This is a genomic window from Streptomyces sp. NPDC041940, from assembly GCF_055589465.1.
Genome location: NZ_JBVJBP010000013.1, coordinates 208,107 through 234,420, shown reverse-complemented (window position 1 = coordinate 234,420; position 26,314 = coordinate 208,107). Strand labels below are relative to the sequence as shown.

The window sequence follows — 26,314 nt, the reverse complement described above, 5'->3', positions numbered from 1 at the left end:
CCGGAGGTGTCCTCTTGCCCACGCCGCCGCGGTCCCCCCGGACCACCGCCGCCCCGCAGCGCCGCCCGCAGCCGCCCTCCTCCCGCCGGCACCCGCGCAGGCCCGTGCGGCGCGGGAAGCCGCGGTGGGGCATGCGGGCGGCGACCACGCTGTCCGTGGTGGTCCTCGCGTCCGCCGGCATCGGGCACGCGGTGGTCACGAGCCTGGACGCGGACATCGCCCGGGTCGACGCCTTCAAGGACATGAAGAACCGGCCCGAGGCGGGCCACGGCATGAACGTCCTGCTGGTCGGCACCGACGGCCGCGAGAAGATCAGCCAGGACGAGCGGCAGAAGTACCGGCTCGGCGGCGCGCCCTGCCACTGCACCGACACGATGATGATCGTGCACATCTCGGAGGACCGGGAGCGGGCGAGTGTGGTGAGCCTGCCGCGCGACTCGTACGCCGTGACGCCGGCGCATGTCGACCGTACGACGGGCAGACGGCACGAGGGCCACCCGATCAAGCTGAACGCGGCGTACGCCGAGGGCGGGGCGCCGCTGACCGTGCGGACCGTCGAGAACATGACCCGGGTGAAGATCGACCACTATCTGGAGGTCGACTTCACGAGCTTCATGAAGACGGTGGACGTGGTCGGGGGCGTGCAGATCTGCACGGCCGCCCCCCTGAGCGACACCTACACGGGACTGAACCTGCCGGCCGGGCGCCACACGCTCGAAGGCGGGCAGGCGCTTCAGTATGTGCGCGCACGCCATGTCGACGGGGCGTCGGATCTGGGCCGTATGAAACGGCAGCAGCGGTTCATGGCGGCGCTCGTGGAGCGGGTCATGTCCTCCGGGATCCTGCTGAACCCGATGAAGTTCCGGGACGTGACCAGGGCGGTGCTCGGCTCGGTCCGGGCCGACAAGGGTTTCGGCACGGACGAGATGCTGGCCCTGGGCCGGGCCATGCGGAACTTCTCCCCCTCCTCCTCCGAGTTCACGACCGTCCCGATCGGGCAGCTGGGATACGCCGTGGAGGGCGTCGGCTCGACGCTGAAGTGGGACCCCGTGAAGGCGGAGCGGCTCTTCCACGCCCTGCGCGCGGACCAGCCCCTGTCCGTGCGGCGGCCGCGCAGCGAGGCCCGGGTCGTCCCGGTCGCCCCGCAGCAGATCAGCGTCCAGGTGGAGAACGGCACCCCCACGCCCGGCCTCGGCCGCCGGGTCGACGCGGCGCTGGTCGCGACGGGCTTCCGTACGACCGGGGCCCCGGTGAACGCCGCCACCCCCGACGTGAAGCGAACGGTCATCGTCTACGACCCCCGCTGGGACCGCTCCGCCAAGTCCCTCGCGGCGGCCCTGCCGGGCAGCGAACTGCGCGCGGCCCCGGGTCTGGGCGCGACCCTGAAGGTCATCGCGGGCACGGACTTCGAACGCGTACGCAAGGTGCGGGCGGAGGACACGGGGCAGGGCGAGTCGGGGGTGGTGGTGCGGGGGGACGAGGTGGCCTGCTCGTAGAAGCTCGCCGGAGGACGGGAGGCCGGGCCGGTCAGTCCTCGAAGCCCTCCGCCGCCCGCTTCTCCCGCAGCTCCATGATCGCGCGGCGGCGGGCCAGGCGGTGGGTGCGGCGGATCTGGGCCTCCTGGTAGCGGCGCTTGTCGCGTTCGGTCTCCGGGAGGACCGGTGGGACCCGGCGGGGCTTGCCGTCGGCGTCGACCCCGGCGAAGACGAGGTAGGCGGAGCCGACCTGGGTGGCCGGGGCGGACTCGTTCCAGCGTTCGGCCAGGACCCGGACGCCGACCTCCATGGAGGTCCGGCCGGTCCAGTTGACCTGCGCCTTGACGTGAACGAGGTCACCGACACGGACGGGTTCCAGAAACGCCATCTCGTCCATCGACGCGGTGACCGCCGGGCCTCCGGAGTGCCGCCCGGCCACGGCCCCCGCCGCGTCGTCGACCAGCTTCATGATCACCCCGCCGTGCACGGTCCCCAGCAGGTTCGTGTCGTTGTGGGTCATGATGTGGCTGAGGGTGGTGCGGGACGCCGAAGTCGGCTTGCCCGGGATATCCGTACTGCCGGAATCCGCAGCTGGGGCCTGGTCTGTCATGGCCCCCACCCTATGCCGAGGCGGTATGGGGACGTTTTGTGTCAGCTTCGCCACAGCCGTGCTCTGATTTTCCGACGACTCTTGTATGGCGCACTACAGGGACCTGCACACTGGTCCGCATGAACACTTGGCCCGAGGGGCGGTCCGACGACAACCGCGGCAACCGCTACGGACACGGAAGCTCGAGCGCACAGCCCGAGAGCGCCCGCGTCATGCGGCAGGTCCGCCGTGGCCCGGCGCCGTCGCCCGGGCAGGCCGGGTACGGCGGTGCGCCGCCGTACGGCGGCGGGGTACCGCAGCAGCCGTCGTACGTCGACGGCGGTTACGACAGCGGCTACAACACCGGCCAGGTCTACGGCTCCCCCGGTGGCAGAGGCCCCGGCGGCCCGGGCGACGGCATGTACGAGCCGCGTCCCGCGCCGAACTGGCGCCGCCGTATCAAGGTGACGACCATCACGCTGGTGACGGTGCTGGTCGTGACGAGCGTCGCCACGTACTTCTGGGCCGACTCCAAGCTCAACCGCGACGTCGACCTGTCGAAGGTCATCGAGCGGCCGGAGGCGGGCGAGGGCACGAACTACCTCATCGTCGGCTCCGACAGCCGCGCGGGCATGTCGGCCGAGGAGAAGAAGAGACTTCGCACCGGCTCCGCCGAGGGCAAGCGCACGGACTCGATGATGATCCTGCACACCGGCAGCAACGGCCCGACGCTGGTCTCCCTGCCGCGTGACTCGAACGTCACGATCCCGTCGTTCGTGGGCTCCGACTCCGGCAAGTCCTACCCGGGCACGGGTCGCCAGACGAAGCTGAACGCGGCGTACGCGGAGGACGGCCCGGAGCTGCTGGTCCGTACCGTCGAGGCCAACACGGACCTGCACATCGACCACTATGTGGAGATCGGCTTCGGCGGCTTCGCGAGCATCGTGGACGCGGTCGGCGGTGTCGAGATGGACATCCCGCAGGACATCAAGGACACCAAGTCCGGCGCGGACCTCAAGAAGGGCAAGCAGACGCTGACCGGCGAGCAGGCCCTCGCCTTCGTCCGCACCCGCTACGCCCTCAAGGGCTCCGACCTGGACCGTACGAAGAACCAGCAGAAGTTCCTGTCGGCCCTGGCCAACCAGGTCGCCACGCCGAGCACGGTCCTCAACCCGTTCAAGCTGTACCCGACCATGGGCGCGGGCCTGGACTCCCTCGTGGTCGACAAGGACATGGGCCTGTTCGACCTGGCGTCCATGTTCTGGGCGATGAAGGGCGTCAGCGGCGGCGAGGGCAAGTCGATGAACATGCCGATCTCGGGGAACTCCGCGAACGGCAACCTCCAGTGGGACACCGCCAAGGTGAAGACGCTGGTGAACCAGCTGAAGAACGACGAGACGGTCACCGTCTCCAGCAACTGAGCACCGACGCGCGGTCGGGGGCACCCCATGAGGGGTGCCCCCGACTGCTGTGAGGCGGTCCTCACATCGTGGCGGCCGACATCGAGCGGCACATCTCGGCACAGCGGCGACACGCCTCGGCACAGCGCATCATCTGGGTGTCGTCCGGCATGGACATACACGCCTCGGCGCACATGTCACAGGCCTTGGCGCACATCGCGCACATCTCGGCCGACAGCGGCGAGCGGCGCATCATCATGTCGGCGCACATGCGCGTCATCTCGGCGCAGTCCATGACGGCGCGCATGATCTGCATCTGGGCCGGGCCGCCCATCTGCAGGCAGGAGCTCATGGTCTCCTCGCACACGCTGTGGCAGGCCATGCACGCCTGGACGCAGTCCTGCATCTCCTTGCTCAGCGGGGTCATGGTGGCGGGCTGCTGGGTCATGACTTCCTCCGGGGGGGACGGGGAGGGCCGGGGTCGGCCCCCGTGCCTTCCGTCCTACGCCTGCGCGGCGCTGCCCGCCATGGGGCGGAGGGAAGTAATCCGCCATGCGTGCGTCAGGGCCTCCCGGAACGACGGTCGCCCTCCGGCCCGGCGGAACGGGCGGAGGGCGACCGGTGGAGCGGAGCGGCGGCCGTGAGGTGCCTTACGGGAGGTTGCGGGCGATGACGATGCGCTGGACCTGGTTGGTGCCCTCGTAGATTTGTGTGATTTTGGCGTCGCGCATCATGCGCTCCACCGGGTAGTCCCGGGTGTACCCGTACCCGCCGAGGAGCTGGACCGCGTCCGTGGTGACCTCCATCGCCACGTCCGAGGCGAAGCACTTGGCGGCGGCGCCCTGGTAGGTGAGGTCGGCGTCGCCGCGTTCGGAGGCGGCGGCGGCCTGGTAGGTCAGGGCGCGGGCGGCCGAGATCTTCATGGCCATGTCGGCGAGCATGAACTGGATGCCCTGGAAGTCGGCGATGGCCTTGCCGAACTGCTTGCGCTCCTGGACGTAGCCCTTGGCGTAGTCGAGGGCGCCCTGGGCGATGCCGAGGGCCTGGGCGGCGATGGTGATGCGGGTGTGGTCGAGGGTCTTCATCGCCGTGGCGAAGCCGGTGCCCTCCTCGCCGATCATGCGGTCGGCGGGGATACGGACGTTGTCGAGGTAGACCTCGCGGGTCGGGGAGCCCTTGATGCCGAGCTTCTTCTCGGGGGCGCCGAAGGAGACGCCCTCGTCCGACTTCTCGACGACGAAGGCCGAGATGCCCTTGGAGCGCTTGGCCGGGTCCGTGACGGCCATCACCGTGTAGTACTCGGACTCGCCCGCGTTGGTGATCCAGCGCTTGACGCCGTTGAGGATCCAGTGGTCGCCGTCGCGGACGGCCTTGGTCTTCATGCCGGCGGCGTCGGAGCCGGCGTCCGGCTCGGAGAGGCAGTACGAGAACATGCCGTCGCCCTTGGCGAGCGGGGTCATGTACCGCTTCTTGAGGTCCTCGGAGCCGGAGAGGATCACCGGGAGCGAGCCGAGCTTGTTCACCGCGGGGATGAGGGAGGAGGAGGCGCAGACGCGTGAGACCTCCTCGATCACTATGACGGTGGCCAGCGCGTCGGCGCCCGAGCCGCCGTACTCCTCGGGTACGTGCACGGCGTGCAGGTCGTTGCCGACGAGCGCGTCGAGCGCCTCCTGCGGGAAGCGGGCTTCCTCGTCCACCGCGGCGGCGTGCGGCGCGATCTTCGCCTCGGCCAGGGAGCGGACGGCGTCACGGAGCATGTCGTGCTCCTCGGACGGGCGGTACAGGTCGAAGTCAGCCGATCCGGCCAAGGTCTCTCACGCTCCAAAACGCTGCGATGCTGACGCTAACTACCGTTAAGTAATCAAAAGTTTATGGGGTCGTCCCCGGGAGTGATACGTGAGCTAGACGACAGCGGAGAAGTTGCCCAGTGAAGCGCGCTCCCATGCCCCGGCTATGCTCGGGCGCGCACCGCATGCCGTAGACCCCTGGAGCACCCCATGGCCCTGAAGATCACCGTGATCGGCACCGGTTATCTCGGCGCGACACACGCGGCGGCCATGGCCGAGCTGGGCTTCGAGGTGCTCGCCCTCGACGTCGTGCCCGAGAAGATCGAGAAACTGGAGCGCGCCGAGGCGCCGATGTACGAGCCGGGGCTGGAAGAGCTGCTGCGCAAGCACGTCTCCGGCATCGAGGGCTCCAGCGGGCGGCTGCGCTTCACCCAGGACTGGGCCGAGGTCGGTGCCTTCGGGGATGTGCACTTCGTCTGCGTGAACACTCCGCAGCGGCACGGCGAGTACGCCTGTGACATGTCGTACGTCGACTCCGCGATCGCCTCGCTCGCCCCGCATCTGCACGGTCCGGCCCTGGTCGTGGGCAAGTCGACCGTGCCCGTGGGTTCCGCGGACCGCCTCGCCGCCTATCTGGCCGCGCACGCGCCCGCCGGTGAGGACGCCGAGCTGGCCTGGAACCCGGAGTTCCTGCGTGAGGGCTTCGCGGTCGACGACACGCTGCATCCCGACCGGCTGGTGGTGGGTGTGCGCAGCGAGCGGGCCGAGAAACTGCTGCGGGAGGTGTACGCCACGCCGATCGCGGAGGGCTCGCCGTTCGTGGTGACGGACTTCCCGACGTCGGAGCTGGTGAAGACCTCCGCGAACTCCTTCCTCGCCACGAAGATCTCGTTCATCAACGCCATGGCGGAGGTGTGCGAGGCCGCGGGCGGTGACGTCGCCAAGCTGGCGGAGGCCATCGGTTACGACGACCGGATCGGCAAGAAGTTCCTGCGGGCCGGGATCGGCTTCGGCGGCGGCTGTCTGCCGAAGGACATCCGGGCGTTCATGGCGCGCGCCGGTGAGCTGGGCGCGGACCAGGCGCTGACGTTCCTGCGGGAGATCGACTCCATCAACATGCGCCAGCGCGGGCAGATGGTGGAGCTGGCGCGGCAGGCGCTGGGCGGCGGGCCGTTCCTCGGCAAGCGGGTGGCGGTGCTGGGCGCGACCTTCAAGCCGGACTCGGACGACGTACGGGACTCCCCCGCGCTGAACGTCGCCGGGCAGATCCACCTCCAGGGCGGCCAGGTGACGGTCTACGACCCGAAGGGCATGGACAACGCCCGCCGGGTCTTCCCCACCCTGGGCTACGCGGACTCGGCGCTGGAGGCCGTCCGGGGCGCCGACATAGTGCTGCATCTGACGGAGTGGCGGGAGTTCCGGGAGCTGGACGCGGAGGCCCTCGGCGAAGTGGCGTCGACCCGTCTCGTCCTGGACGGCCGCAACGCCCTCGACCCGGACCGCTGGCGCAAGGCCGGCTGGACGTACCGCGCGATGGGGCGCCCCAAGGCCTGACGATGTGTGAGAAAGGTGACGCCGGTTCGGCCGAGGCTCAGTCGGCCGAACCGGCGTCACCGTGCATTCTGCCCCACCGGACCCGTGCGCGGGCGGGTCACATCCCTTTCGCCCGATAGCGCCGCATCTTCGCGCGGGCCCCGCACACCTGCATCGAGCACCAGCGGCCGCGGCCGGCCGGGCTGCGGTCGTAGTAGGCCCAGAGGCAGTCGGCGGCCTCGCAGGCCTTGAGGCGGGTCCATGTGCCGGCGACGAGGGCTTCGGCGACGGCGGCGGCCACGCGGGCGTGCAGGGAGTGGTCGTCGGCGGGGGTCAGGGCGGCCGTGCCGTCCGTCGGGTCGACCGTGACGACGAGCGGGGCCCGGGCGAGGAGTTCGCCGAGCGGGGGCGTCTCGCGGTGCGGTGGGTGGCCGGCGTGGGCGAGGAGGGTCGCGCGCAGGGACTCGCGCAGGGCGCGGGCCCGGTCCGTCTCGTCCGGGGTGATCCCGAAGCGCGCCCGGCCCTCGGGCGAGTCCAGGGCGTCGGCGCCCGACTCGATGTCCAGCGTGTTCACCAGGGCCTCGACCAGGGCCAGGCCGCCGGGCGCGGGCGATCTCTCCGTCATGACTGGACCGTACCTCTCGCGTTTTCCCTTGCGAGGTTACCGCCAATGGGGGAGCATGCAGTAACGGTTACTGGTTACCTACCTTTGAGGGTAACCGCGGCTCCGAGGAGGAAGTCATGGCTCTCGCCAAGCTGGGCGTCGTCGTCCTGGACTGTCCCGACCCGCACGCGCTCGCCGCCTTCTACGCCGAACTGCTCGGCGGCACGCCGGAGGTCGCGACCGACGGGGAGGACGAGTGGGTCGACCTGAAGGTACCGGGCGCCACACCCCTGGCCTTCCAGGCCGCCCCCGGGTTCGTACCGCCGACGTGGCCGTCGCCCGACCACTCGCAGCAGTTCCACCTCGACCTGGTCGTGGAGGACCTGGACGCGGCCGAGAAGGGCGTGCTGGCGCTCGGCGCCAAGCCGCTGGACGCCGAGGACCGCTCCCGGACCTTCCGGGTTTACGCCGACCCGGCCGGGCACCCGTTCTGCCTCTGCGCCTGCTGACACCGGGAGGCCTCATGTCCGCCGTGGCACATTTCCGTTCCGTGGTCGTCGACTGCCCCGACCCGCGCGAGCTGGCCCGTTTCTACGCGGGGCTCGGCGGCGGCACCCCCGAGGACGACGACCCCGACTGGGTGGTGCTGCGCCTCCCCGGCGGGCCCCGGCTCGCGTTCCAGCGCTCGCCCGGCCACACGCCGCCTCAGTGGCCCCGCTCCGACCGCGACGCCCAGCAGTTCCACCTGGACTTCGACGGCGGCGCGACCTGGGAGGAGATCGACGCGGCCGAGGAGCGGGTGCTGGCGCTGGGGGCGCGGGTGCTGGACAAGGAGGGCGACGAGAAGAAGGACTTCCGGGTCTATGCGGACCCGGCGGGCCACCCGTTCTGCCTCTGCCGGATCGCGCACGACTGACCCGGGCGGGGGTCTACCCGTCCAGCTCCGAGATCGTCGCCTTCGACGGCGCGCGGCGCTGCTGGGCGGCGCGCGCGGTGAAGTCGGCCCCGCGCAGGACGCGCTGGACGTTGCCCCAGGTCAGGAGGGCCACATCGCCCTCCTCCCAGCCGCGCCGCAGCAGCTCCGCGATCAGCCGCGGATAGCAGGAGATGTCGCCGAGTTCCTGCGGATGGGCGGAGCCGGAGTCGTAGGTGCCGGACAGTCCGACGCACTGCGCCCCGGCCACGGCACGGATGTGGTCGAGGTGGTCGGCGACGTCACGGACGGTCGGGCCGGTCTGCTCGGCCGTCAGCGGCACCAGGCACAGCCCCTTGGCCGCGCCCAGCTCGGCCAGCAGGTCGTCGGGGAGGTTGACCGGGTGGGGGCGGATCGCGCGGGCCGCGGAGCGGCTGAACAGCACGGGTGCCCGGGAGAGGCTCAGCACGCGGCGGACGGTCTGCTCCGGGGCGCCGGAGAGGTCCGCGATGACACCGAGCCGGTTCATCTCGCGCACGACCTCCTCGCCGAACCGGGTCAGCCCCGCGTCGCTCGCCCAGGACACACCGGTCAGCGTCAGGGCCCGCAGGCCGAGCAGATGCAGCTGGCGCAGGGTGCCCAGCGAGTCGCCCACGGCCGAGGCCCCGGCCGGACCGAGGAGCACGGCGACGCGGCCGCAGTTGCGGGCGTCGGCGACCTGCCCGGCCGTGGAGGCGGGCCGCAGGCCCTCGTCGCAGGTGCGGACGATGGACTTCGCCAGGTCGAGCTGCTCCAGGGTGGCGCCGACGGCCCGGTCGCCGTCGAGGCCCTCGGGCAGGTGCAGCGACCAGAACAGCGCGCCCACGTGGCCGCTGCGCAGCCGGGGCACATCCGTGTCGACGGTGCTCTCGCCGTCCTCGAGGTCGTAGTAGGACAGCCGCTTGAGCGCCCAGGGCAGTCCGTTGTACCCGTCGGCGACGGGGTGGGCGGCGAGGACGGCGTGGGCCCGGGTCAGGGGCGCGTCGTCCGGATCGGAGACGGGCTCGTAGGGCTCCGCCGCGACGACACCCTCGTCGGGGTACTGCTCGGTCAGGTCGTCGAACTCTCCGGCTGCGGCGGCCGGGCGCAGGTCGTGCTGGAGATCTGCCATGGCGGCTCCGTACGGTGCTCGTGACGTACGGTCACCGTCGCACGGAGCGCAGGGCTGTTCCTGGTGAGCGGGGCGTTCGGAGTACGGATCACCTCGTCCAGGGTGCCCCGGGATGTACGTGGGCGGGGCGGCCGGTTACACCGGCTGCCCCGCCCTGGACACTCAGCCGTCGAGCGCGTCGAGTGACTCGATCGTGGCGTTGGACGCCGGCCGGGTCGTCTGAAGGCCACGGGACACGTCCTCCGCCGCGCCCAGCACCCGTACCGCGTTCTTCCAGGTCAGCTTGGCCAGGTCGGCCTTCGACCAGCCGCGCTCCAGCAGCTCGGCGAGGAGGTTCGGGTAGCCGGAGACGTCGTCGAGGCCGTCGGGGGTGAAGGCCGTGCCGTCGTAGTCGCCGCCGATGCCGAGGTGGTCGACGCCGGCGACCTCGCGCATGTGGTCCAGGTGGTCGGCGACCGTCGCCACCGTCGCGACCGGGCGCGGCCGGCGCTCCTCGAAGGCGCGGTGGACCTTCATGGCCTCGGCGGTGGTGTCGAGGTGGTGGAAGCCGTGGGCGCGCATGTTCTCGTCGGCCGCGGCGGTCCAGTCCACGGCCGCCTGGAGCACGAACTTCGGTACGAACGTGACCATCGCGACACCGCCGTTGGCGGGCAGCCGCTCCAGGACGTCGTCCGGGATGTTGCGCGGGTGGTCGCACACGGCCCGCGCGGAGGAGTGGGAGAAGATCACCGGCGCGGTGCTCGTGTCGAGCGCGTCCCGCATGGTGGTCGCCGCCACGTGGGAGAGGTCGACGAGCATGCCGAGCCGGTTCATCTCCCGGACGACCTCGCGTCCGAAGGCGGTGAGGCCACCGGCCCTCGGTTCGTCGGTCGCGGAGTCCGCCCAGTCCACGTTGTCGTTGTGGGTGAGGGTCAGATAGCGCACACCGAGCCCGTGCAGACCGCGCAGGGTGCCCAGGGAGTTGGCGATGGAGTGGCCGCCCTCCGCGCCCATGAGGGAGGCGATCCGGCCCTCCCCGCGCGCGGCCTCCATGTCGGCGGCCGTCAGCGCGGGCCTGAGGTCACCGGGGTGGCGGGCCAGCAACTGCCGTACGCAGTCGATCTGTTCGAGGGTGGCCGCGACCGGGTCCGGCGAGTCCGTACGGACGTAGACCGACCAGTACTGCGCACCGACGCCGCCCGCGCGCAGCCGGGGGATGTCGGTGTGCAGGTGGGCGCTCTGGTCGGCGGCGACATCGCGGGCGTCGAGGTCGTAGCGGACCTGCTCGCGCAGCGCCCAGGGCAGGTCGTTGTGGCCGTCGGCGACCGGGAACTCGTGCAGGAGTTCCCGGGCCGACTCCAGGGAGGTCATCGCCGTCACTTCCCCGCGCCGAAGCCGAAGCCGCCCGAGCCCTCGACCTTGGCGCGCAGGCGCTTGCCCTTCTCGGTGGCCTGGTCGTTCAGCTCCTGCTGGAAATCGCGCATCCGGCCGCGCAGTTCCTCGTCGTGGGCGGCGAGGACGCGGGCGGCCAGCAGACCGGCGTTACGGGCACCGGCGACGGAGACCGTCGCGACGGGCACACCGGCCGGCATCTGCACGATCGACAGCAGGCTGTCCATGCCGTCGAGGTACTTCAGCGGCACGGGCACGCCGATGACCGGCAGCGGGGTGACCGAGGCGAGCATGCCGGGCAGGTGGGCGGCGCCGCCGGCCCCGGCGATGATCACCTTGAGCCCGCGGCCGTCGGCCTGCTCGCCGTACGCGACCATCTCGCGCGGCATGCGGTGGGCCGACACGACGTCCACCTCGTAGGGGATCTCGAACTCGTCGAGGGCCTTCGCGGCGGCCTCCATGACGGGCCAGTCGGAGTCGGACCCCATGACGATGCCAACAACAGGGCTCATTCGGTGATGGTGCCTCTCAGGTAGCCGGCTGCGTGACGGGCGCGCTCCAGCACCTCGTCCAGGTCGTCGCCGTAGGTGTTGACGTGTCCGACCTTGCGGCCGGGCTTCACGTCCTTGCCGTACATGTGGATCTTGAGCTGGGGGTCGCGGGCCATGCAGTGCAGGTACGCGGAGTACATGTCCGGGAAGTCGCCGCCGAGGACGTTGACCATGACCGTCCACGGGGCGCGCGGGCGCGGGTCGCCGAGGGGCAGGTCCAGGACCGCCCGGACGTGGTTGGCGAACTGGCTGGTGACCGCGCCGTCCATCGACCAGTGGCCGGAGTTGTGGGGGCGCATCGCCAGCTCGTTGACGAGGATGCGTCCGTCGCGGGTCTGGAACAGCTCGACCGCGAGGTGCCCGACGACACCGAGCTCCTTGGCGATGTTCAGGGCCATCTCGGAGGCCCGGACCGCGAGGTCCTCGTCGAGGCCGGGGGCCGGGGCGACGACCGTGTCGCAGACGCCGTTGACCTGGCGGGACTCCACGACCGGGTAGGCGACGGCCTGGCCGTGCGGCGACCGTACGACGTTGGCGGCGAGCTCGCGGAGGAAGTCGACCTTCTCCTCGGCGAGCACGGGGACACCGGCCTTGAACGGGTCGGCGGCCTCCTCGACGGAGTCGACGACCCACACGCCCTTGCCGTCGTAGCCGCCGCGCACGGTCTTGAGGACGACGGGGAAGCCGTCGCCCTCCGCGGCGAAGGCGGCCACGTCCTGCGGATCGGAGACGATCCTGTGCCTGGGGCAGGGCACGCCGATCGCGTCGAGCTTCGCTCGCATCACGCCCTTGTCCTGGGCGTGCACGAGCGCGTCGGGGCCGGGGCGCACGGGGATGCCGTCCGCCTCCAGGGCTCTGAGATGCTCGGTGGGTACATGTTCGTGATCGAAGGTGATCACATCGCACCCGCGGGCGAACTCGCGCAGCGTGTCCAGGTCGCGATAGTCGCCGATGACGACATCGCTCACGACCTGCGCAGCTGAGTCCTGCGGGGTGTCACTGAGAAGCTTGAACCTGATGCCCAGCGGGATGCCCGCCTCGTGTGTCATACGAGCGAGCTGGCCACCGCCGACCATGCCGACTACCGGAAACGTCACTCCCTCAGGGTATCGGCCGCGCCAAGGTGGCCGGTTTCCTGTCCCTCCCCGCCCCGTCCCGGACCATCTCCGGCCGTCCACCGGTATCCGCAGGAAGATCGCGCGGGAGGGTGGTTAGCATGGCTGCGTTGACGCCAATTGAGGGACGGGGGCCTGCACGACCATGGGACATGGTGCCGCTCGGCTCCGAGGGCTCGTTCGCGAAGTCGCCAAGTTCGGCGCGGTGGGCGGGGCCGGGGTGCTCGTCAACCTCCTCGTGTTCAACCTGGTGCGGCATGTCACCGACCTCCAGGTGGTGCGCGCGAGCGTCATCGCGACCGTGGTCGCGATCATCTTCAACTACGTCGGCTTCCGCTACTTCACGTACCGCGACCGCGACAAGGGCGGTCGCACCCGGGAAATGACCCTGTTCCTGCTGTTCAGCGCGGTGGGCCTGGTCATCGAGAACGGCGTGCTGTACGCGGCGACCTACGGCTTCGGCTGGAACACCCCGCTGCAGAACAACATCTTCAAGTTCGTCGGCATCGGCGTCGCCACGCTCTTCCGCTTCTGGTCGTACCGCACGTGGGTCTTCGTCGCGCTCCCGGCCCGGGCACCTGCGTCGGAGGACACCGGCCCGACGGCGGAGCCGGAGCGGAACAAGCAGCGGGTGCCGTAGCCGTACCGCGACGAGGGCCTCAGCGGACCATCGGCTCGTCCTCGTCCGTCATCGACGACTGGGCGGCCGTACGGGACAGGAACAGGCCGAAGACCGGGGGCTTGGTCTGGAGCATTTCCAGACGGCCGCCGTCCGCTTCCGCCAGGTCGCGGGCGACGGCGAGGCCGATGCCCGTGGAGTTCCGGCCGCTGATCGCCCGCTCGAAGATGCGGGCGCCCAGGTCGGCGGGGACGCCGGTGCCCTCGTCCGTGACCTCGATGACCGCCTGGTTGCCCGTGACGCGGGTGCGCAGGGCCACGGTGCCCCCACCGTGCATCAGGGAGTTCTCGATCAGCGCGGCCAGCACCTGCGCGACCGCGCCGGGCGTGCCGACCGCCTCCAGATGCCGCTTGCCGGAGCTGACGATGGCCCGGCCCGCGCTGCGATACGCCGGCCGCCACTCGGCGAGCTGCTGCTGGATGACCTCGTCGAGGTCGAAGGTGACGGCGGAGCCGGTGCGCGGATCGCGGGAGTTGGTCAGGAGCCGCTCGACGACGTCCGTCAGCCGCTCGACCTGCGTGAGCGCGATCGTCGCCTCGTCCTTCACCGTGTCCGGGTCGTCGGTGAGGGTGATCTCCTCCAGCCGCATGGACAGGGCCGTGAGCGGCGTCCGCAGCTGGTGGGAGGCGTCCGCGGCCAGTCGGCGTTCGGCGGTGAGCATGCGCGCGATGCGCTCGGCGGAGCCGTCCAGCACGTCCGCCACCCGGTCCAGCTCGGGCACGCCGTACCGCTTGTGCCGGGGGCGGGGATCGCCCGAGCCGAGCCGCTCGGCGGTCTCCGCGAGGTCGGTCAGCGGGGACGCCAGCCGGTTCGCCTGGCGGACCGCCAGCAGTACGGCGGCCACCACCGCCAGCAGCGCGACCAGCGCGATGATGAGCAGCGTGCGGCCGACCTCGCGGGTCACCGAGGAGCGCGGCTCCTGGACGGTGACCGTCTCGCCCTCCTCGCCGGGCGCGGTCGCGCTGATGACGTCACCGGAGGGCTTGCTGCCGACCTCGATGGGCGCCTCGCCGGGGAGGCGGATCACCGCGTAGTAGCGGTCCTGGGTGACCTGGTCGCGCAGCACCTCGGCGTCGACCTGCTGGGCACCGAAGAGCCGGCTGTCGACGATGCTGGCGAGGCGGACCGCCTCGGACTCCACCCGTTCCTGGGCACTGTTGCTGATCGTCCTGGTCTCGACGATGACGAGCGAGACACCGAAGACGGCGATCACGACCAGCACCACGGCGAGCGTGGACTGGATCAGTCGGCGGCGCATGTCCTGTTACCCGTGCCTGCCTGCTCCGTGGCTCAGCTCTTCTCGAAACGGAAGCCCACACCGCGCACGGTGGCGATGTAGCGGGGGTTGGCCGCGTCGTCGCCGAGCTTCTTGCGCAGCCAGGAGATGTGCATGTCGAGGGTCTTGGTCGACGACCACCAGGTGGTGTCCCAGACCTCGCGCATCAGCTGGTCGCGGGTGACGACCCGGCCCGCGTCGCGCACCAGCACCCGCAGCAGGTCGAACTCCTTGGCGGTGAGCTGGAGCTCCTCCTCGCCCATCCAGGCGCGGTGCGACTCGACGTCGATGCGCACGCCGTGCGTGGCGGGCGGCTGCTGCGGCTCGGCGGCACCGCGCCGCAGCAGGGCCCGGACGCGGGCGAGCAGCTCGGCGAGCCGGAAGGGCTTGGTGACGTAGTCGTCGGCGCCCGCGTCGAGCCCGACGACGGTGTCCACCTCGTCGGCGCGCGCGGTCAGGATGAGGATCGGGATGGTGTGGCCCTCGCCACGCAGGCGGCGGGCCACCTCCAGACCGTCCATGCCGGGCAGACCCAGGTCGAGCACGACCAGGTCGACGCCGCCCTGCAGTCCTGCGTCGAGAGCGGTGGGGCCGTCCTCACGCACCTCGACCTCGTAGCCCTCCCGGCGCAGAGCACGGGCCAGCGGCTCCGAGATGGACGCGTCGTCCTCGGCGAGCAGTACACGGGTCATGGAGTGATGGTAGACCTGCGAGGCCGTGAGCTGGGGTGTGACCGGAAGCGTTGATTCTTACCGTTGGCATACCCACTTCTTACGTTCCGGGGGAACGTGGACGAACCTCTGCCTATGGGGTGCGATCCTGGTAAGGACCTTGGAAGTAGGGCTCACGGTTCCCCCGACACCTGTGATCCTCCTCTCAAGTCCTTCCATATGCGGCAGTGTCCTGCCGTATGGTGAATCAGCGCCTGTAGCCCTAGGCGACCTTCTGTGGCCCTCTGCCCTGAAGGTCTCTTTTTTGTCGGGCCGGCGACCGCCCACCGCTCCGTGACCCGGAGCGGACCCCCGTAGGCGTCGGGGGCGACGGCCGTACGCTCCGGTGCCGACAGCCCCCCACCGGGCGCTCCACCGCTGTCGCGGGGCGCGTCCCGACCAGCAAGGAACGACCATGGCGTCCAGCCTGACGAAGGACTCGGCCCGTCCGGGCACCCCCGGCTCCGAGAAGACCTTCTTCGGCCACCCCCGCGGACTGGCCACTCTCTTCATGACCGAGATGTGGGAGAGGTTCTCCTACTACGGCATGAGGGCCCTGCTCCCGCTGTACCTGGTGGCACCGGGTGGCCTGCACCTCGACGCGGGCACGGCGACGGCGATCTACTCGGTGTACGTGTCGCTGGTGTACCTGCTCACCATGCCCGGCGGCTGGTTCGGCGACCGCGTCTGGGGGCCGCGCAAGACCGTCGCCATCGCGGGCGGCGTCATCATGCTGGGCCACCTCACGCTGGCCCTGCCCTCCTCCGGCACCTTCTACGCCGGTCTCGGCCTGGTCGCGATCGGCTCGGGTCTGCTGAAGGCCAACATCTCGACGATGGTCGGCCAGCTCTACGACGGACCGGACGACCCGCGCCGCGACGGTGGCTTCACCGTCTTCTACATGGGCATCAACCTCGGTGCCTTCGCGGCGCCGCTGATCATCGGCACCATCGGCGAGAGCGTCAGCTGGCACCTGGGCTTCGCGCTCGCCGCGCTCGGCATGGCGCTGGGTCTCGTCCAGTTCCTGATCGGCTCGCGCAACCTGGCCGAGCGCTCCAGCGTCGTCCCGACGCCGCTGTCCGGCGAGGAGAAGGCCTCGACGCTGCGCAAGGCGGCGATCTGGGCCGGAATCGCGGTCGTCTTCTACGCGATCGTCGGCTTCTCCGGCCACTACACGCTGAACTGGGTCCTGGTCCCGCTGACCCTGCTGGGCGTGATCGTCCCGACGATGGTCCTGGTCCGCATCAAGCGCGACAAGGACCTGGACGGTGCCGAGCAGTCGAAGATGTCCGCGTACATCTGGTTCTTCGTGGCCGCGGCCGTGTTCTGGATGATCTACGACCAGGGCGGCTCGACGCTGTCGATCTTCGCGGACTCCTCCGCCGAGAACAGCGTCTTCGGCTGGGGGTTCCCGGTCTCCTGGTACCAGTCGGTCAACCCGGTCCTGATCATGGCGCTGGCCCCGGTCTTCGCCTGGTTCTGGCTGGCGCTGAACCGGCGCGGCAAGGAGCCGAGCACGATCGTGAAGTTCGGCTCGGGTCTGGTCCTGGTCGGCGCGTCCTTCTTCCTCTTCCTGGCCCCGCTGTCGATCGCCGAGGGCGGTCACAAGGCGGCGGCGCTGTGGCTGGTGGCGATCTACTTCACGCAGACCGTCGGTGAGCTGCTGCTCTCCCCGGTCGGTCTGTCGGTGACGACGAAGATGGCGCCCGCGAAGTACGCCTCGCAGATGATGGGCGTCTGGTTCCTGGCCGTCACCGCCGGTGACGCCACGACCGGCCTGCTCTCCATCGCCGGGGTCGACCTGAACAAGACGAACATCGTGGCTCTCGAGGCCACGCTCGCCGTCCTCGCCGGTGCCGCGGTGTGGATGTACCGCAAGAAGGTCAAGGAACTCATGGGCGACGTCCGCTGACGCGCCCCGCCGGGCCATGACGAAGGGCCGCCGCATCCCGAGGGTGCGGCGGCCCTTCGACGTGCGTGAGGGTGTTCACGCACGTCAGGCCTTCGTCGTCGGGTCTCTCACGGGTGGCGAGGAGGACCGGTCCGCGTCTTCCGGGCCCGCGTCGGGGGTGACCCAGGGCAGGGCCGGGGCCGGGGCCGGAGCCGGAGCCGGGGCCGGGGCCGCGGTGGGGGTGCCCGTCCCGGCGCGCCTTTTCGTCATCGGCGGCAGCGCGGGCAGCCCCGTACGACGGGCCCGGCGGGCCGCGTGGCCGGGGTGGCGAGGCCGTACGCGGTCCACCACGGCCAGGCCGGCGCGGAACACGGCCGCCGGTACGACCAGGAGGACCAGGGCCCAGAACAGCGTCACGCCCCAGGGACGGCCGACGCCCCAGGGGTGTTCGGCGAGGACCTTGCCGCCGTACTTGAGGGACACCGTGTAGTCGCCGTGCGCCCCGGCCGCGAGTTCCACGGGCAGCTCGATGCGGGCCTCGCCGCCGGGCCGGATCGTGCCGCGCCATCGCTGGTCCTGCCACCGCGGGGCGAACACGCCGTGTGCGGTGCCGACCTGGAAGACGGGGTTCCGCACGGGGGACGTGCCGACGTTGCCGACGGTGACCTCGAGGGTCCGGGCGGGCGGGGAGCCGAACCAGGTCAGCAGCCCGCCGGCGCCGCGCAGCCGGGTGTCCGCGAGCAGGGAGAGCCGCCCGCCGGACCGTTCCGCGGGCAGCGGCTCGACCGTGTGCCCGGCGATCCGGAGGGCCGCGTCGGCCTCGGCATCCGCGCCGGTCGCCGTCGCCACGTGCACCACGCAGGGGCACGGCACCGGTGGTTCGACGATGGGCAGTGCGCGGCGGAAGCGTCCCTCGGCGTCGGTGGTGACGGCCCGGCCGTCCGCGTTGGCGCAGGAGTTGGTGCCACCGGTCACGCCCCGGTCCGGCTCGGCCTGCCCGCAGACCAGCAACGTCAGCAGAGCACGCGCCCGCCAGCCACTGCCGCTGACAGTGACCGAACCACCGGCTCCGGCCTGCCCCTCGGACAACTCGACCCGGGGCCGATCCACCGCCCCGACGGGCCCGGCCCCCGTCAGGACCAGCAGGAGCACCAGCAGGACGGGCAGGGACAGGTACGGGACTCGGGCAGCGGGCGACATGGGCGGCTCCAGCGGTCGTACGGGCGGGCGCGGCTCCGGCGCTTGTGGGGCTGATCCGGCTTGGGCAGATCGGGGGTGGGGCTCCGGGAGTTGGGAGCTCATCCGGCATCGGCAGCACGGCCACGGCTCCAGTGGTCCGGCATCGGCAGCGCGCCACGGCTTCCAGTGGTCCGGCATCGGCAGCGCGAAGGTGGGACCGCCCGGCAGCAGCGGCTCCGACGGTCGTAGGGGGCAGGGTCCGGCAGCGGCAGCGCGTCGGCGGTCCATCCGGACAGGCGGGTCCAGCAGCGGCAGCAGCGGCAGCGGCAGCGGCAGCGGCAGCGGCAGCGGCCGTACGAACGACCGACGCGGGTGGGCCGGGCGCCGGTCGGCCCGGCGGCCGGCGATGCCGCTCGGGCCCGGCGGCCGGCCGTGCCCGTCCGGTACGTCCGGCACTCGACAGCCGGCCGGCAGGCGATCCGCCGTGTGTCCCCCGCGGTCAGCGGCCCGCGCGTGCGCTCTGGTGACGTCGGGTCAGCCACAGGGCGCCCGCCGCGCCGGCGAGCAGGACCGTCCCTCCGAGGGTGCCGAGGGCTATGGCCGAGTCCTCGGGCCCGGTCTGCGGGAGCCCGGCGCCGGTGCCGGAGTCCGAGCCGGAGTCGCCGCCCTGGGCGGAGCCGGTGCTGCCGCCACCGCTCGCGGCCTTGACGTCGAGGGTCAGGGACGGTCCCGGGTCGTTGGTCGGGGTGCATGTGGTCGTCGTACCGAGGGCCTTGATGGTGAGGACGCCGGCCGTGAAGGTGACCTTGCCGCTCTTCTTCGGCAGGTACGTCCCGCTCAGGTCGTTGATCTTGATCGGCGTGTTGGCGGGAAGGGCCGCGTCGTTGGCGGGGCCGGTCACCGTCAGCGTGCCGTTGTCGGCGCCGCCCAGGGCGATCGTGGCGCTCGGGGTCATCGCCCCCTTGCCCAGTTCGACCGGGCTGGAGGAGACGCCCTTCTGCCAGGACATGGTGATCTTGTAGCCGTCGCCGTCCTCGACACCCTTGATGTCGATGGGCGAGACGGCACTCTTGTCGCCGATCGGCGTCTTGCACTGGTAGTTGACGTCGACGACCTCGGCCCGGGCCACGGGGGCGGCCATCAACACCGCCGAGCCGGCCAGGGCCGCGGCGGACGCGAGCGCGGCGGTTCGATTCCGGTACGACACGGTGCCACTCCCCTTCCTGTTTCCTGACGGCGCATCAGATCGGGCCGTCAAGGTACGCCCGGGGCCTTGAGGAAGGAAGACACAGAGCGCGCCGGATCCATGACGATCCGGCGCGCGGTGAAAGTGACGTATGAGGGATGTACGGCGGAGAAATCCCCGGGCGCGGGATCCGGTCGGGCAGCGCCCGGTCGGACCGCAGCCCGTCAGGCAGGTGCGCCCAGTTCCGCCCACACCGTCTTGCCGGCCACTCCCGGCGTGCGCACGACACCCCAGTCCAGGCAGAGCCGCTGGACGATGAACATGCCGTGGCCGCCCGGACGCCCCGCCCGGTGCGGGTTACGGGGAGCCGGCTGCCCGGTGCCCCGGTCGGCGACCTCCAGGCGGATCACCTTGTTGTCGCAGGTGATCCAGAGCTGGTCCGGCCCCTCGGCGTGCAGGCAGGCGTTGGTGACCAGCTCGGAGACGACGAGCAGCACATCCTCCGCTGCGGCCCGCTGGTCGGCGGAGGCGGCCGGCAGCCAGCCCCACGCGTACAGCGCCTGGCGGGTGAAGTCGCGGGCGAGCGGGACGACACCGCTCTCCCCCTCGAAGCTCAGCCGGCGCACCTGCCGGCCCCCCGGCGGCGCCGCAGCTCCGGACGGCGCGCCCACGCCCTCGCCGGACACCGTGGCCGCCGGCACGCCACCTTCGGACGCCCCGGAAGCGCCGCTGGGCTCCGGCCCGCGGTCGCCCGGCGGGTAAGGCCGGGTGGTGCTCATCAGCGCTTCACCTCACCGATTCACCAGTTCACGATTCAAAAGATTCTGTACACAGTCAGTCACGCAGCGCGCGGCATATCGGTTTCGCTGCACCCCCGCCACCCCGGTAGCCAACAGGTTCAGGATGTCTCCTGCCCTGGCGTCCCGGCGGAACACCCCCGGATTCGGCACGAAAGGCGTGACGGACATAGGACGTCGGTCACAGGGGGAAGGCCGAGGCTCGGCGCGCCGACGCACCGCCGCTCAGCTCGACTCGTCGGCCAGGGCCGCCTCGAGCGTGTCGTGGACGGTGAAGACCGCGTCCGCGCCCGTGATCTCGAAGACGCGCGCCACCACCGGCTGCATCCCGGCGAGGGTCACGCCGCCACCGGCGGCCTCCGCCTTCAGCCGTGCGCCGAGGAGCACATTCAGCCCCGTGGAGTCGCAGAACTCCAGGCGCGCGCAGTCGATGACCAGGCGCTTGAATCCCTTGGCGAGGCAGTCCTCGAGTGGCTCACGCAACAAATCGGCGGTGTGGTGATCCAACTCACCCGCCGGAGTCACGACGGCACTAGAGCCCTCTTCCCGCACCTCCACCAGAAGCCGGCCAGACTGTGCGCTGCCGACCGTCCCGCGGTCCATGCCGTCTCTCTCTCCTGACGTCGAGGCTGCTTGCTGACGCCCTCGAACACTACGCCTTCCTGACGTGCTTCGACACCCGAACAACTACACACAAACGGACATATGCCCACAGAACGCACTTGCGGTGGGCTCAGGAAAGCGGGTAGGCCTAGTAAGGACACGTACCCGACACCACGGCCGGCTTTGGAGGCGCCGCACACCGCAGTGCACGTAACGGCTCCGGCAGCCTTATGCCGAGAACGATGGAGGACATCATGTCACCCCGGCTCGACGCATCGCGTACCCAGAATGCGACGTCGACACCCCCTCCGGAACATCTGGATCCCATCGAACAGGACGAGACGCTCGTCACACAGGACGACGTTCTCGCCGGACTTCCGGACATCCCCCCGTACGAGCAGGTCGGCGCGGTCGACGCACGGGCTCTGTCCAAGACCCTCTTCCAGCGCCTCGAAGCGCTGGAGGAAGGCACACACGAGTACTCGTACGTCCGCAACACGCTTGTCGAACTGAATCTCGCGCTGGTCAAGTTCGCCGCTTCCCGGTTCCGCTCCCGCAGTGAGCCGATGGAAGACATCATCCAGGTCGGCACCATCGGCCTGATCAAGGCGATCGACCGGTTCGAACTCTCCCGGGGCGTCGAGTTCCCCACGTTCGCCATGCCGACCATCGTCGGCGAGATCAAGCGCTTCTTCCGTGACACCTCGTGGTCCGTGCGCGTGCCGCGCCGGCTCCAGGAGCTCCGCCTCGACCTGGCCAAGGCCGGCGACGAGCTGGCGCAGAAGCTGGACCGCGCCCCGACGGTGACGGAACTGGCCGAGCGCCTGGGCCTGTCCAAGGACGAGGTCGTCGAGGGCATGGCCGCCTCGAACGCCTACACCGCCTCCTCGCTGGACGCCCAGCCGGAGGAGGACGACTCCGAGGGCGCGCTCGCCGACCGCATCGGCTACGAGGACCACGGACTCGAAGGCATCGAGTACGTCGAGTCGTTGAAGCCGCTGATCGCCGAACTCCCGCCGCGCGACCGGAAGATCCTGTCCCTGCGCTTCGTCGCGGGTCTCACGCAGTCGGAGATCGGCGAGGAACTGGGCATCTCGCAGATGCACGTGTCGCGACTGCTGTCGCGCACGCTGGTACGGCTCCGCAAGGGGCTGACCGTCGAGGAGTGATCCTCGTGTGATCCCTGCCGGGTGACGTGTCCTTCGGGGGCGGACCGAACGGTCCGCCCCCGGGCGCGTGCCACAGGCCGGCCACGGCCGTGATCTTCAGGAGACGAGGATCAGGACGACCGTGGGGAGGAGCGGCGCCAGAAGGCTCAGCAGCCAGTACGTACGCGGGGCCAGTGACGTCCGGCGCCTGAGGGGGCTGTTGACCAGCCACCAGATCAGGCCGAACAGCGCGACGACCGGGACGACGATGACCAGCCAGAGGGCCATGCCGTCGTTCTCCGTCGGTTCCCGCACCGTCAGCCCGAGTTCGGTGAGCGGCCAATTCGCCGTGAGGTACCAGAGCAACCAGATCGGCACCACTGCCGGGATCCCGAGCAGCAGGTTCACCAGTAGCGGTGCCGACCAGTGCTTCGTCATCCGTCCCGCTCCCGGTTGGTGATCAGAGAACCCTTTCGCCGCGCCTCCAGACTCCCGTGACCAGGGGGACACCCGGGCGGTAGGCCAGGTGGACGTGGCTCGGGGCGTCGAGGAGCGTCAAGTCCGCGTACGCGCCCGGGGCGATGCGGCCGATGTCGGTACGCCGCAGGGCCGCCGCGCCGCCCGCCGTGGCCGACCAGAGCGCCTCGTCCGGGGTCATGCCCATGTCCCGTACGGCGAGCGCGACGCAGAACGGGACGGACGAGGTGAAGGACGAGCCCGGGTTGCAGTCGGTGGAGAGGGCGACGGTGACCCCGGCGTCGAGGAGGCGGCGGGCGTCCGGCCACTCGGCCCGCGTGGAGAACTCCGCGCCGGGCAGCAGGGTGGCGACCGTGTCGCCGCTCGCGAGGGCGTCGACGTCCGCGTCCGTGAGGTGCGTGCAGTGGTCGGCGCTGGCCGCGTCGAGCTCGACGGCGAGCTGAACGCCCGGGCCGTACGAGAGCTGGTTGGCGTGGATACGGGGGTGCAGACCGCGTTCCTTGCCGGCGGTGAGGATCGCGCGGGCCTGGTCGCCGTCGAAGGCGCCCTTCTCGCAGAAGACGTCGATCCAGCGGGCGTACGGGGCGCAGGCGTCGAGCATCTCGCCGGTGACGAGGGCGACGTAGCCGGCCGGGTCCTCGGCGAACTCGGGGGCGACGATGTGGGCGCCGAGATAGGTGACTTCGTCGGTGTGGGCGGCGGCGACGCGCAGGGCCCGGGCCTCGTCCTCGGCGGTCAGTCCGTAGCCGGACTTGGTCTCGAAGGTCGTGGTGCCCTGGTGCAGCGCCTCGCGGAGGTAACGGGTGAGGTTGGCCTCGAGTTCCGCGTCGCTCGCGGCGCGGGTGGCGGCGACGGTCGTGCGGATGCCGCCCGCGCTGTACGGCCGCCCCGACATACGGGCGTTGAACTCCTGCGTCCGGTCGCCCGCGAAGACGAGGTGGGAGTGGGAGTCGACGAAGCCCGGGACGACCGCCCTGCCGCCCGCGTCGACCCGATTGTCAGTGGCGGGTGCTTTGCTTTGATCACCGGTCCACACGACGCGGTCGCCTTCGATGACGACGGCCGCGTCCTGGACCAGTCCGAGGGGGGACCTGTCACCGAGGGAGGGGTCGTTGGTGACCAAGCTGGCGATGTTCGTGATGAGCGTGCTTGCGGTGCTCGCGGAGTGGGCGGGGCTGACGGTCGTCGCGTTGCTCATGGCGTCCTTGGTGGCCTGGTCGGCGGTGGGGTCGGGTTCGGGGACGGAGGCAGGCGCGGGCCGTGCGGGTGGACGGCCCGCTGCCGTCATCCGCGCAGTGCTTCGACGGCGTCCGCGAGGGCTCTCGGCACATCCGGTACGAGGGAGTGGACCCCGTCCCGTACGACATGCCGACCTCCCACGACCGTATGCGACACGTCCGCTGCCGACGCGGCGAATACGGCCGTCTCGGCCCCGAGCCGCGGAAGCGGCCCTGCCGTCCTGACCGAGTCGAGCGCGATGGTGGTGAAGTCGGCGAGCGCCCCGGCTTCCAGGACTCCCGCGCCCTCCCAGCCGAGGGCCGCGTGGCCGTCGGCCGAGGCCGCCCGCAGCAGGGCAGCGGCCGTCCAGTGACCTCGGGTGCGGGTGCGCAGGCGCTCGTTCAGCTCCAGGGCACGCGCCTCCTCCAGCAGGTCGATCACCGCGTGGCTGTCGGAGCCGAGGGAGAGCGGAGAGCCCTCGTTCTGCAGGGCGGCCGCGGGCCCGATGCCGTCGGCCAGGTCCCGCTCGGTGGTGGGGCACATGCAGGTGCCGGTGCCGCTGCCGCCGATGAGGGAGACGTCCTCGGCGGTGAGGTGGGTGTTGTGGACGCCGGTCGTGCGCGGCCCGAGGACGCCGTGCAGGGCGAGCAGTTGGGTCGGAGTGCACCCGTGGATCTCCAGGCAGGCCTCGTTCTCGGCGGTCTGCTCGGACAGGTGCACATGCAGCGGGGCCCGCCGTTCCTCGGCCCACCGGGCGACGGTCGCCAGTTGGTCGGCGGGCACGGCCCGTACGGAGTGGATCGCCGCTCCGATCCGCGCGTGATCCCGTTCCTTGAGAACTGAACAGCGTTCGGCCCAGGCCTCCGCCGTGCCGTCGGAGAAGCGGAGCTGCTGGGCGGAGGGCGGCTGCCCGAAACCGGAGGAGAGATAGGCGGTGTCGAGGAGGGTGATGCGGATCCCGGCTTCGGCGGCGGCCGCGATCAGGGCCTCGCCCATCGCGTTGGGGTCGGCGTAGGGGACTCCGCCCGGGGCGTGGTGGACGTAGTGGAACTCGCCGACCGCCGTGATGCCGGCCAGGGCCATCTCGGCGTACACGGCGCGGGCCAGGGCGTGGTAGCTGTCCGGGGTGAGCCGGGCGGCCGTGGCGTACATGACCTCGCGCCAGGTCCAGAAGGTTCCGGAGCCGACCTGGGCGGTGCCGCGCAGGGCCCGGTGGAAGGCGTGGCTGTGGGCGTTCGCCAGCCCGGGGAGGGTGAGTCCGCGCAGGACCTCGGCGCCGGGGCGCGGGGTGGTGGCCTCGGTCCGGACGGCGGTGATACGGCCGTCGTGGACGTCGAGGGTGACGCCCGGCTCGACGTGCGTGCCGAGCCAGGCGTGTTCCAGCCAGTACGTGCGGGTCTGCTGGGTGGGCGTCACGTGCGGGCCAGTCCTTCCAGTACGTCGGCGAGGGCGAGTACCCCGGCCACGCAGTCGTCCTCGGTCGCGGACTCGGCCGGGGAGTGCGAGACGCCGGTCGGGTTGCGCACGAACAGCATGGCGGTCGGGATGCTCCCGGACAGGATCCCGGCGTCGTGTCCGGCGCCGGTGCCGAGGACGGGGACCGTGAGGCCGGTGTCCTTGCCGAGGATGCGGGCGAGTTCGTCGCGCAGGGCGTGGTCGAACTCGACGACGGGGGTGAAGGACTCGCGGACGACGTCGAGGTCGATGCCGTGCGCGTCCGCGTACTGCCGGGCCGCCTTCTCGATGCCGCCCACCACGGCGTCGAGGCTCAGCTGGTCCTCGGCGCGCGAGTCGAGCCAGCCGCGCACGAGGGAGGGGATGGCGTTGACGCCGTTCGGTTCGACGGCGATCTTGCCGAAGGTGGCGACGGCACCGGCGAGTTCGGCCTCGCGGCGGGCGGCGAGGACGGTCTCGGCGTAGGACAGCATGGGGTCGCGCCGGTCGGCGAGCCGGGTGGTCCCGGCGTGGTTGGCCTCGCCCCGGAAGTCGAACCGCCACCGGCCGTGCGGCCAGATCGCGCTGGCGATGCCGACCCGGTCGCCGGACAGGTCCAGGGCCCGGCCCTGCTCCACGTGGAGTTCGACGAAGGCACCGATGCGGGCGAGCCGTTCGGGGTCGGGTCCGATGGCGTCGGGGTCGTATCCGGCGGCCTCCATGGCGCGCGGCAGTGTCACGCCCTCGCCGTCGGTGAGCCGGTGCGCGTGCTCGCGGGTGAGCTGTCCGGCGGTGAGCCGGGATCCGACGCAGGCGAGCCCGAACCGGGCGCCCTCCTCGTCACCGAAGTTCACGATGGCGAGGGGGCGGGTGAACCGCGTGCCCCGGCCGCGCAGTTCGTCCAGCGCGGCGAAGGCGGAGACGACTCCGAGGGGCCCGTCGAAGGCCCCGCCGTCCGGCACGGAGTCGAGATGCGACCCGGTGACGACGGCGTCCCCGGCGGCGGGGTCGCCGAGCCAGGCCCACTGGTTGCCGTTCCGGTCGGTCTCGTAGGTGAGGCCGCGCGCCCGGGCCTGCTCCTGGAACCAGGCCCGGCAGTCCCCGTCGACACCGCTCCAGGCGAAGCGCCGGTAGCCGCCGGAGGCGGGGTGGCGGCCGAGGGGGAGCAGCTCGCGCCACATCCGGTGGAAGGAGTCGCCGGTGGGGCCCGGCCGGGGGCCGGCGGTTT

Annotated in this window: 26 protein-coding genes; 8 read left to right on the top strand and 18 right to left on the bottom strand. The window is 71.3% G+C overall.

Annotated features, from left to right (window positions below; all coding sequences use genetic code 11):
* Nucleotides 1-14 precede the first annotated feature (14 nt).
* The gene (locus tag ACZ6I3_RS23175; RefSeq protein ID WP_469416980.1) at nucleotides 15-1,496 is read left to right on the top strand and encodes an LCP family protein; all 1,482 of its coding nucleotides are present in this window, start codon (nucleotides 15-17) and stop codon (nucleotides 1,494-1,496) included.
* A 31-nt stretch (nucleotides 1,497-1,527) separates the two neighbouring features.
* Here ACZ6I3_RS23175 and ACZ6I3_RS23170 read toward each other — a convergent pair whose 3' ends face one another.
* Nucleotides 1,528-2,085 (bottom strand): acyl-CoA thioesterase, encoded by a 558-nt coding sequence (locus tag ACZ6I3_RS23170; RefSeq protein WP_391114231.1) that lies wholly within the window; start codon nucleotides 2,083-2,085, stop codon nucleotides 1,528-1,530.
* A gap of 119 nt (nucleotides 2,086-2,204) precedes the next feature.
* On the opposite strand from ACZ6I3_RS23170, the gene ACZ6I3_RS23165 reads away from it, so the two are divergent.
* The gene (locus ACZ6I3_RS23165) at nucleotides 2,205-3,485 is read left to right on the top strand and encodes an LCP family protein (protein ID WP_469416978.1); all 1,281 of its coding nucleotides are present in this window, start codon (nucleotides 2,205-2,207) and stop codon (nucleotides 3,483-3,485) included.
* Nucleotides 3,486-3,546: 61 nt separating this feature from the next.
* Here ACZ6I3_RS23165 and ACZ6I3_RS23160 read toward each other — a convergent pair whose 3' ends face one another.
* Complete coding sequence (locus tag ACZ6I3_RS23160; RefSeq protein ID WP_469416977.1) at nucleotides 3,547-3,912, bottom strand: four-helix bundle copper-binding protein; 366 nt, start codon at nucleotides 3,910-3,912, stop codon at nucleotides 3,547-3,549.
* A gap of 202 nt (nucleotides 3,913-4,114) precedes the next feature.
* On the bottom strand, nucleotides 4,115-5,272 hold the full coding sequence (locus tag ACZ6I3_RS23155) for an acyl-CoA dehydrogenase (RefSeq protein WP_255961298.1): 1,158 nt from the start codon (nucleotides 5,270-5,272) through the stop codon (nucleotides 4,115-4,117).
* A 189-nt stretch (nucleotides 5,273-5,461) separates the two neighbouring features.
* On the opposite strand from ACZ6I3_RS23155, the gene ACZ6I3_RS23150 reads away from it, so the two are divergent.
* Nucleotides 5,462-6,805: a UDP-glucose dehydrogenase family protein gene (locus tag ACZ6I3_RS23150; RefSeq protein WP_469416976.1), complete on the top strand. Its 1,344-nt coding sequence runs from the start codon at nucleotides 5,462-5,464 to the stop codon at nucleotides 6,803-6,805.
* A gap of 97 nt (nucleotides 6,806-6,902) precedes the next feature.
* On the opposite strand, the gene ACZ6I3_RS23145 is transcribed toward ACZ6I3_RS23150, so the two are convergent.
* On the bottom strand, nucleotides 6,903-7,409 hold the full coding sequence (locus tag ACZ6I3_RS23145; protein WP_469416975.1) for a CGNR zinc finger domain-containing protein: 507 nt from the start codon (nucleotides 7,407-7,409) through the stop codon (nucleotides 6,903-6,905).
* Between the two features lie 116 nt (nucleotides 7,410-7,525).
* Between ACZ6I3_RS23145 and ACZ6I3_RS23140 the strand changes: the two genes are divergently transcribed.
* Together ACZ6I3_RS23140 and ACZ6I3_RS23135 are read left to right on the top strand one after the other, a co-directional pair.
* On the top strand, nucleotides 7,526-7,897 hold the full coding sequence (locus ACZ6I3_RS23140; protein WP_469416973.1) for a VOC family protein: 372 nt from the start codon (nucleotides 7,526-7,528) through the stop codon (nucleotides 7,895-7,897).
* A 14-nt stretch (nucleotides 7,898-7,911) separates the two neighbouring features.
* Entirely contained in the window at nucleotides 7,912-8,304 is a 393-nt protein-coding gene (locus tag ACZ6I3_RS23135) for a VOC family protein (protein WP_469416971.1), read from the top strand.
* 13 nt (nucleotides 8,305-8,317) lie between these two features.
* Here the strand turns inward: ACZ6I3_RS23135 and ACZ6I3_RS23130 are convergent, their stop codons facing one another.
* The 4 genes from ACZ6I3_RS23130 to ACZ6I3_RS23115 all read right to left on the bottom strand — a co-directional run bounded on the left by ACZ6I3_RS23130 (nucleotide 8,318) and on the right by ACZ6I3_RS23115 (nucleotide 12,470).
* Nucleotides 8,318-9,451, bottom strand: coding sequence for a dipeptidase (locus ACZ6I3_RS23130; RefSeq protein ID WP_469416970.1), 1,134 nt, complete (start codon nucleotides 9,449-9,451; stop codon nucleotides 8,318-8,320).
* A 162-nt stretch (nucleotides 9,452-9,613) separates the two neighbouring features.
* The gene (locus ACZ6I3_RS23125) at nucleotides 9,614-10,801 is read right to left on the bottom strand and encodes a dipeptidase (protein ID WP_469416968.1); all 1,188 of its coding nucleotides are present in this window, start codon (nucleotides 10,799-10,801) and stop codon (nucleotides 9,614-9,616) included.
* A gap of 5 nt (nucleotides 10,802-10,806) precedes the next feature.
* Nucleotides 10,807-11,334: a 5-(carboxyamino)imidazole ribonucleotide mutase gene (gene purE / locus ACZ6I3_RS23120; RefSeq protein WP_469416967.1), complete on the bottom strand. Its 528-nt coding sequence runs from the start codon at nucleotides 11,332-11,334 to the stop codon at nucleotides 10,807-10,809.
* Entirely contained in the window at nucleotides 11,331-12,470 is a 1,140-nt protein-coding gene (locus tag ACZ6I3_RS23115; RefSeq protein WP_469416965.1) for a 5-(carboxyamino)imidazole ribonucleotide synthase, read from the bottom strand. Before ACZ6I3_RS23115 ends, purE begins: the two co-directional genes overlap by 4 nt.
* Nucleotides 12,471-12,633: 163 nt before the next feature.
* On the opposite strand from ACZ6I3_RS23115, the gene ACZ6I3_RS23110 reads away from it, so the two are divergent.
* Nucleotides 12,634-13,128, top strand: a complete 495-nt coding sequence (locus ACZ6I3_RS23110; RefSeq protein WP_469416963.1) for a GtrA family protein — start codon at nucleotides 12,634-12,636, stop codon at nucleotides 13,126-13,128.
* Nucleotides 13,129-13,147: 19 nt separating this feature from the next.
* Here the strand turns inward: ACZ6I3_RS23110 and ACZ6I3_RS23105 are convergent, their stop codons facing one another.
* Together ACZ6I3_RS23105 and ACZ6I3_RS23100 are read right to left on the bottom strand one after the other, a co-directional pair.
* Entirely contained in the window at nucleotides 13,148-14,425 is a 1,278-nt protein-coding gene (locus ACZ6I3_RS23105) for an ATP-binding protein (RefSeq protein ID WP_469416961.1), read from the bottom strand.
* A 32-nt stretch (nucleotides 14,426-14,457) separates the two neighbouring features.
* A complete protein-coding gene (locus tag ACZ6I3_RS23100; protein WP_189726740.1) occupies nucleotides 14,458-15,135 on the bottom strand; it encodes a response regulator transcription factor in 678 nt (225 codons plus the stop codon).
* A 433-nt stretch (nucleotides 15,136-15,568) separates the two neighbouring features.
* Between ACZ6I3_RS23100 and ACZ6I3_RS23095 the strand changes: the two genes are divergently transcribed.
* The gene (locus ACZ6I3_RS23095) at nucleotides 15,569-17,065 is read left to right on the top strand and encodes an oligopeptide:H+ symporter (RefSeq protein ID WP_469416959.1); all 1,497 of its coding nucleotides are present in this window, start codon (nucleotides 15,569-15,571) and stop codon (nucleotides 17,063-17,065) included.
* 84 nt (nucleotides 17,066-17,149) lie between these two features.
* Here the strand turns inward: ACZ6I3_RS23095 and ACZ6I3_RS23090 are convergent, their stop codons facing one another.
* The 4 genes from ACZ6I3_RS23090 to ACZ6I3_RS23075 form a co-directional block, all read right to left on the bottom strand.
* The gene (locus ACZ6I3_RS23090) at nucleotides 17,150-18,244 is read right to left on the bottom strand and encodes a hypothetical protein (RefSeq protein WP_469416958.1); all 1,095 of its coding nucleotides are present in this window, start codon (nucleotides 18,242-18,244) and stop codon (nucleotides 17,150-17,152) included.
* Nucleotides 18,245-18,722: 478 nt separating this feature from the next.
* Entirely contained in the window at nucleotides 18,723-19,430 is a 708-nt protein-coding gene (locus ACZ6I3_RS23085) for an LPXTG cell wall anchor domain-containing protein (protein WP_469416956.1), read from the bottom strand.
* Between the two features lie 203 nt (nucleotides 19,431-19,633).
* Complete coding sequence (locus ACZ6I3_RS23080; protein ID WP_469416954.1) at nucleotides 19,634-20,188, bottom strand: ATP-binding protein; 555 nt, start codon at nucleotides 20,186-20,188, stop codon at nucleotides 19,634-19,636.
* Nucleotides 20,189-20,431: 243 nt separating this feature from the next.
* Complete coding sequence (locus ACZ6I3_RS23075; RefSeq protein ID WP_189726744.1) at nucleotides 20,432-20,809, bottom strand: STAS domain-containing protein; 378 nt, start codon at nucleotides 20,807-20,809, stop codon at nucleotides 20,432-20,434.
* A 242-nt stretch (nucleotides 20,810-21,051) separates the two neighbouring features.
* On the opposite strand from ACZ6I3_RS23075, the gene ACZ6I3_RS23070 reads away from it, so the two are divergent.
* On the top strand, nucleotides 21,052-21,978 hold the full coding sequence (locus tag ACZ6I3_RS23070) for an RNA polymerase sigma factor SigF (protein ID WP_469416952.1): 927 nt from the start codon (nucleotides 21,052-21,054) through the stop codon (nucleotides 21,976-21,978).
* A gap of 96 nt (nucleotides 21,979-22,074) precedes the next feature.
* On the opposite strand, the gene ACZ6I3_RS23065 is transcribed toward ACZ6I3_RS23070, so the two are convergent.
* Genes ACZ6I3_RS23065 through ACZ6I3_RS23050 form a run of 4 tightly spaced genes read right to left on the bottom strand, consistent with a single transcriptional unit; the run spans nucleotide 22,075 to nucleotide 26,267 of the window.
* On the bottom strand, nucleotides 22,075-22,395 hold the full coding sequence (locus tag ACZ6I3_RS23065; RefSeq protein WP_469416950.1) for a hypothetical protein: 321 nt from the start codon (nucleotides 22,393-22,395) through the stop codon (nucleotides 22,075-22,077).
* A gap of 22 nt (nucleotides 22,396-22,417) precedes the next feature.
* Entirely contained in the window at nucleotides 22,418-23,722 is a 1,305-nt protein-coding gene (gene hutI / locus ACZ6I3_RS23060; RefSeq protein ID WP_469416948.1) for an imidazolonepropionase, read from the bottom strand.
* Nucleotides 23,719-25,068: a formimidoylglutamate deiminase gene (locus ACZ6I3_RS23055; RefSeq protein ID WP_469416946.1), complete on the bottom strand. Its 1,350-nt coding sequence runs from the start codon at nucleotides 25,066-25,068 to the stop codon at nucleotides 23,719-23,721. Before ACZ6I3_RS23055 ends, hutI begins: the two co-directional genes overlap by 4 nt.
* Nucleotides 25,065-26,267, bottom strand: a complete 1,203-nt coding sequence (locus ACZ6I3_RS23050; protein ID WP_469417027.1) for an allantoate amidohydrolase — start codon at nucleotides 26,265-26,267, stop codon at nucleotides 25,065-25,067. The genes ACZ6I3_RS23055 and ACZ6I3_RS23050 overlap by 4 nt, the downstream gene beginning before the upstream one ends.
* Between the last annotated feature and the right edge of the window lie 47 nt (nucleotides 26,268-26,314).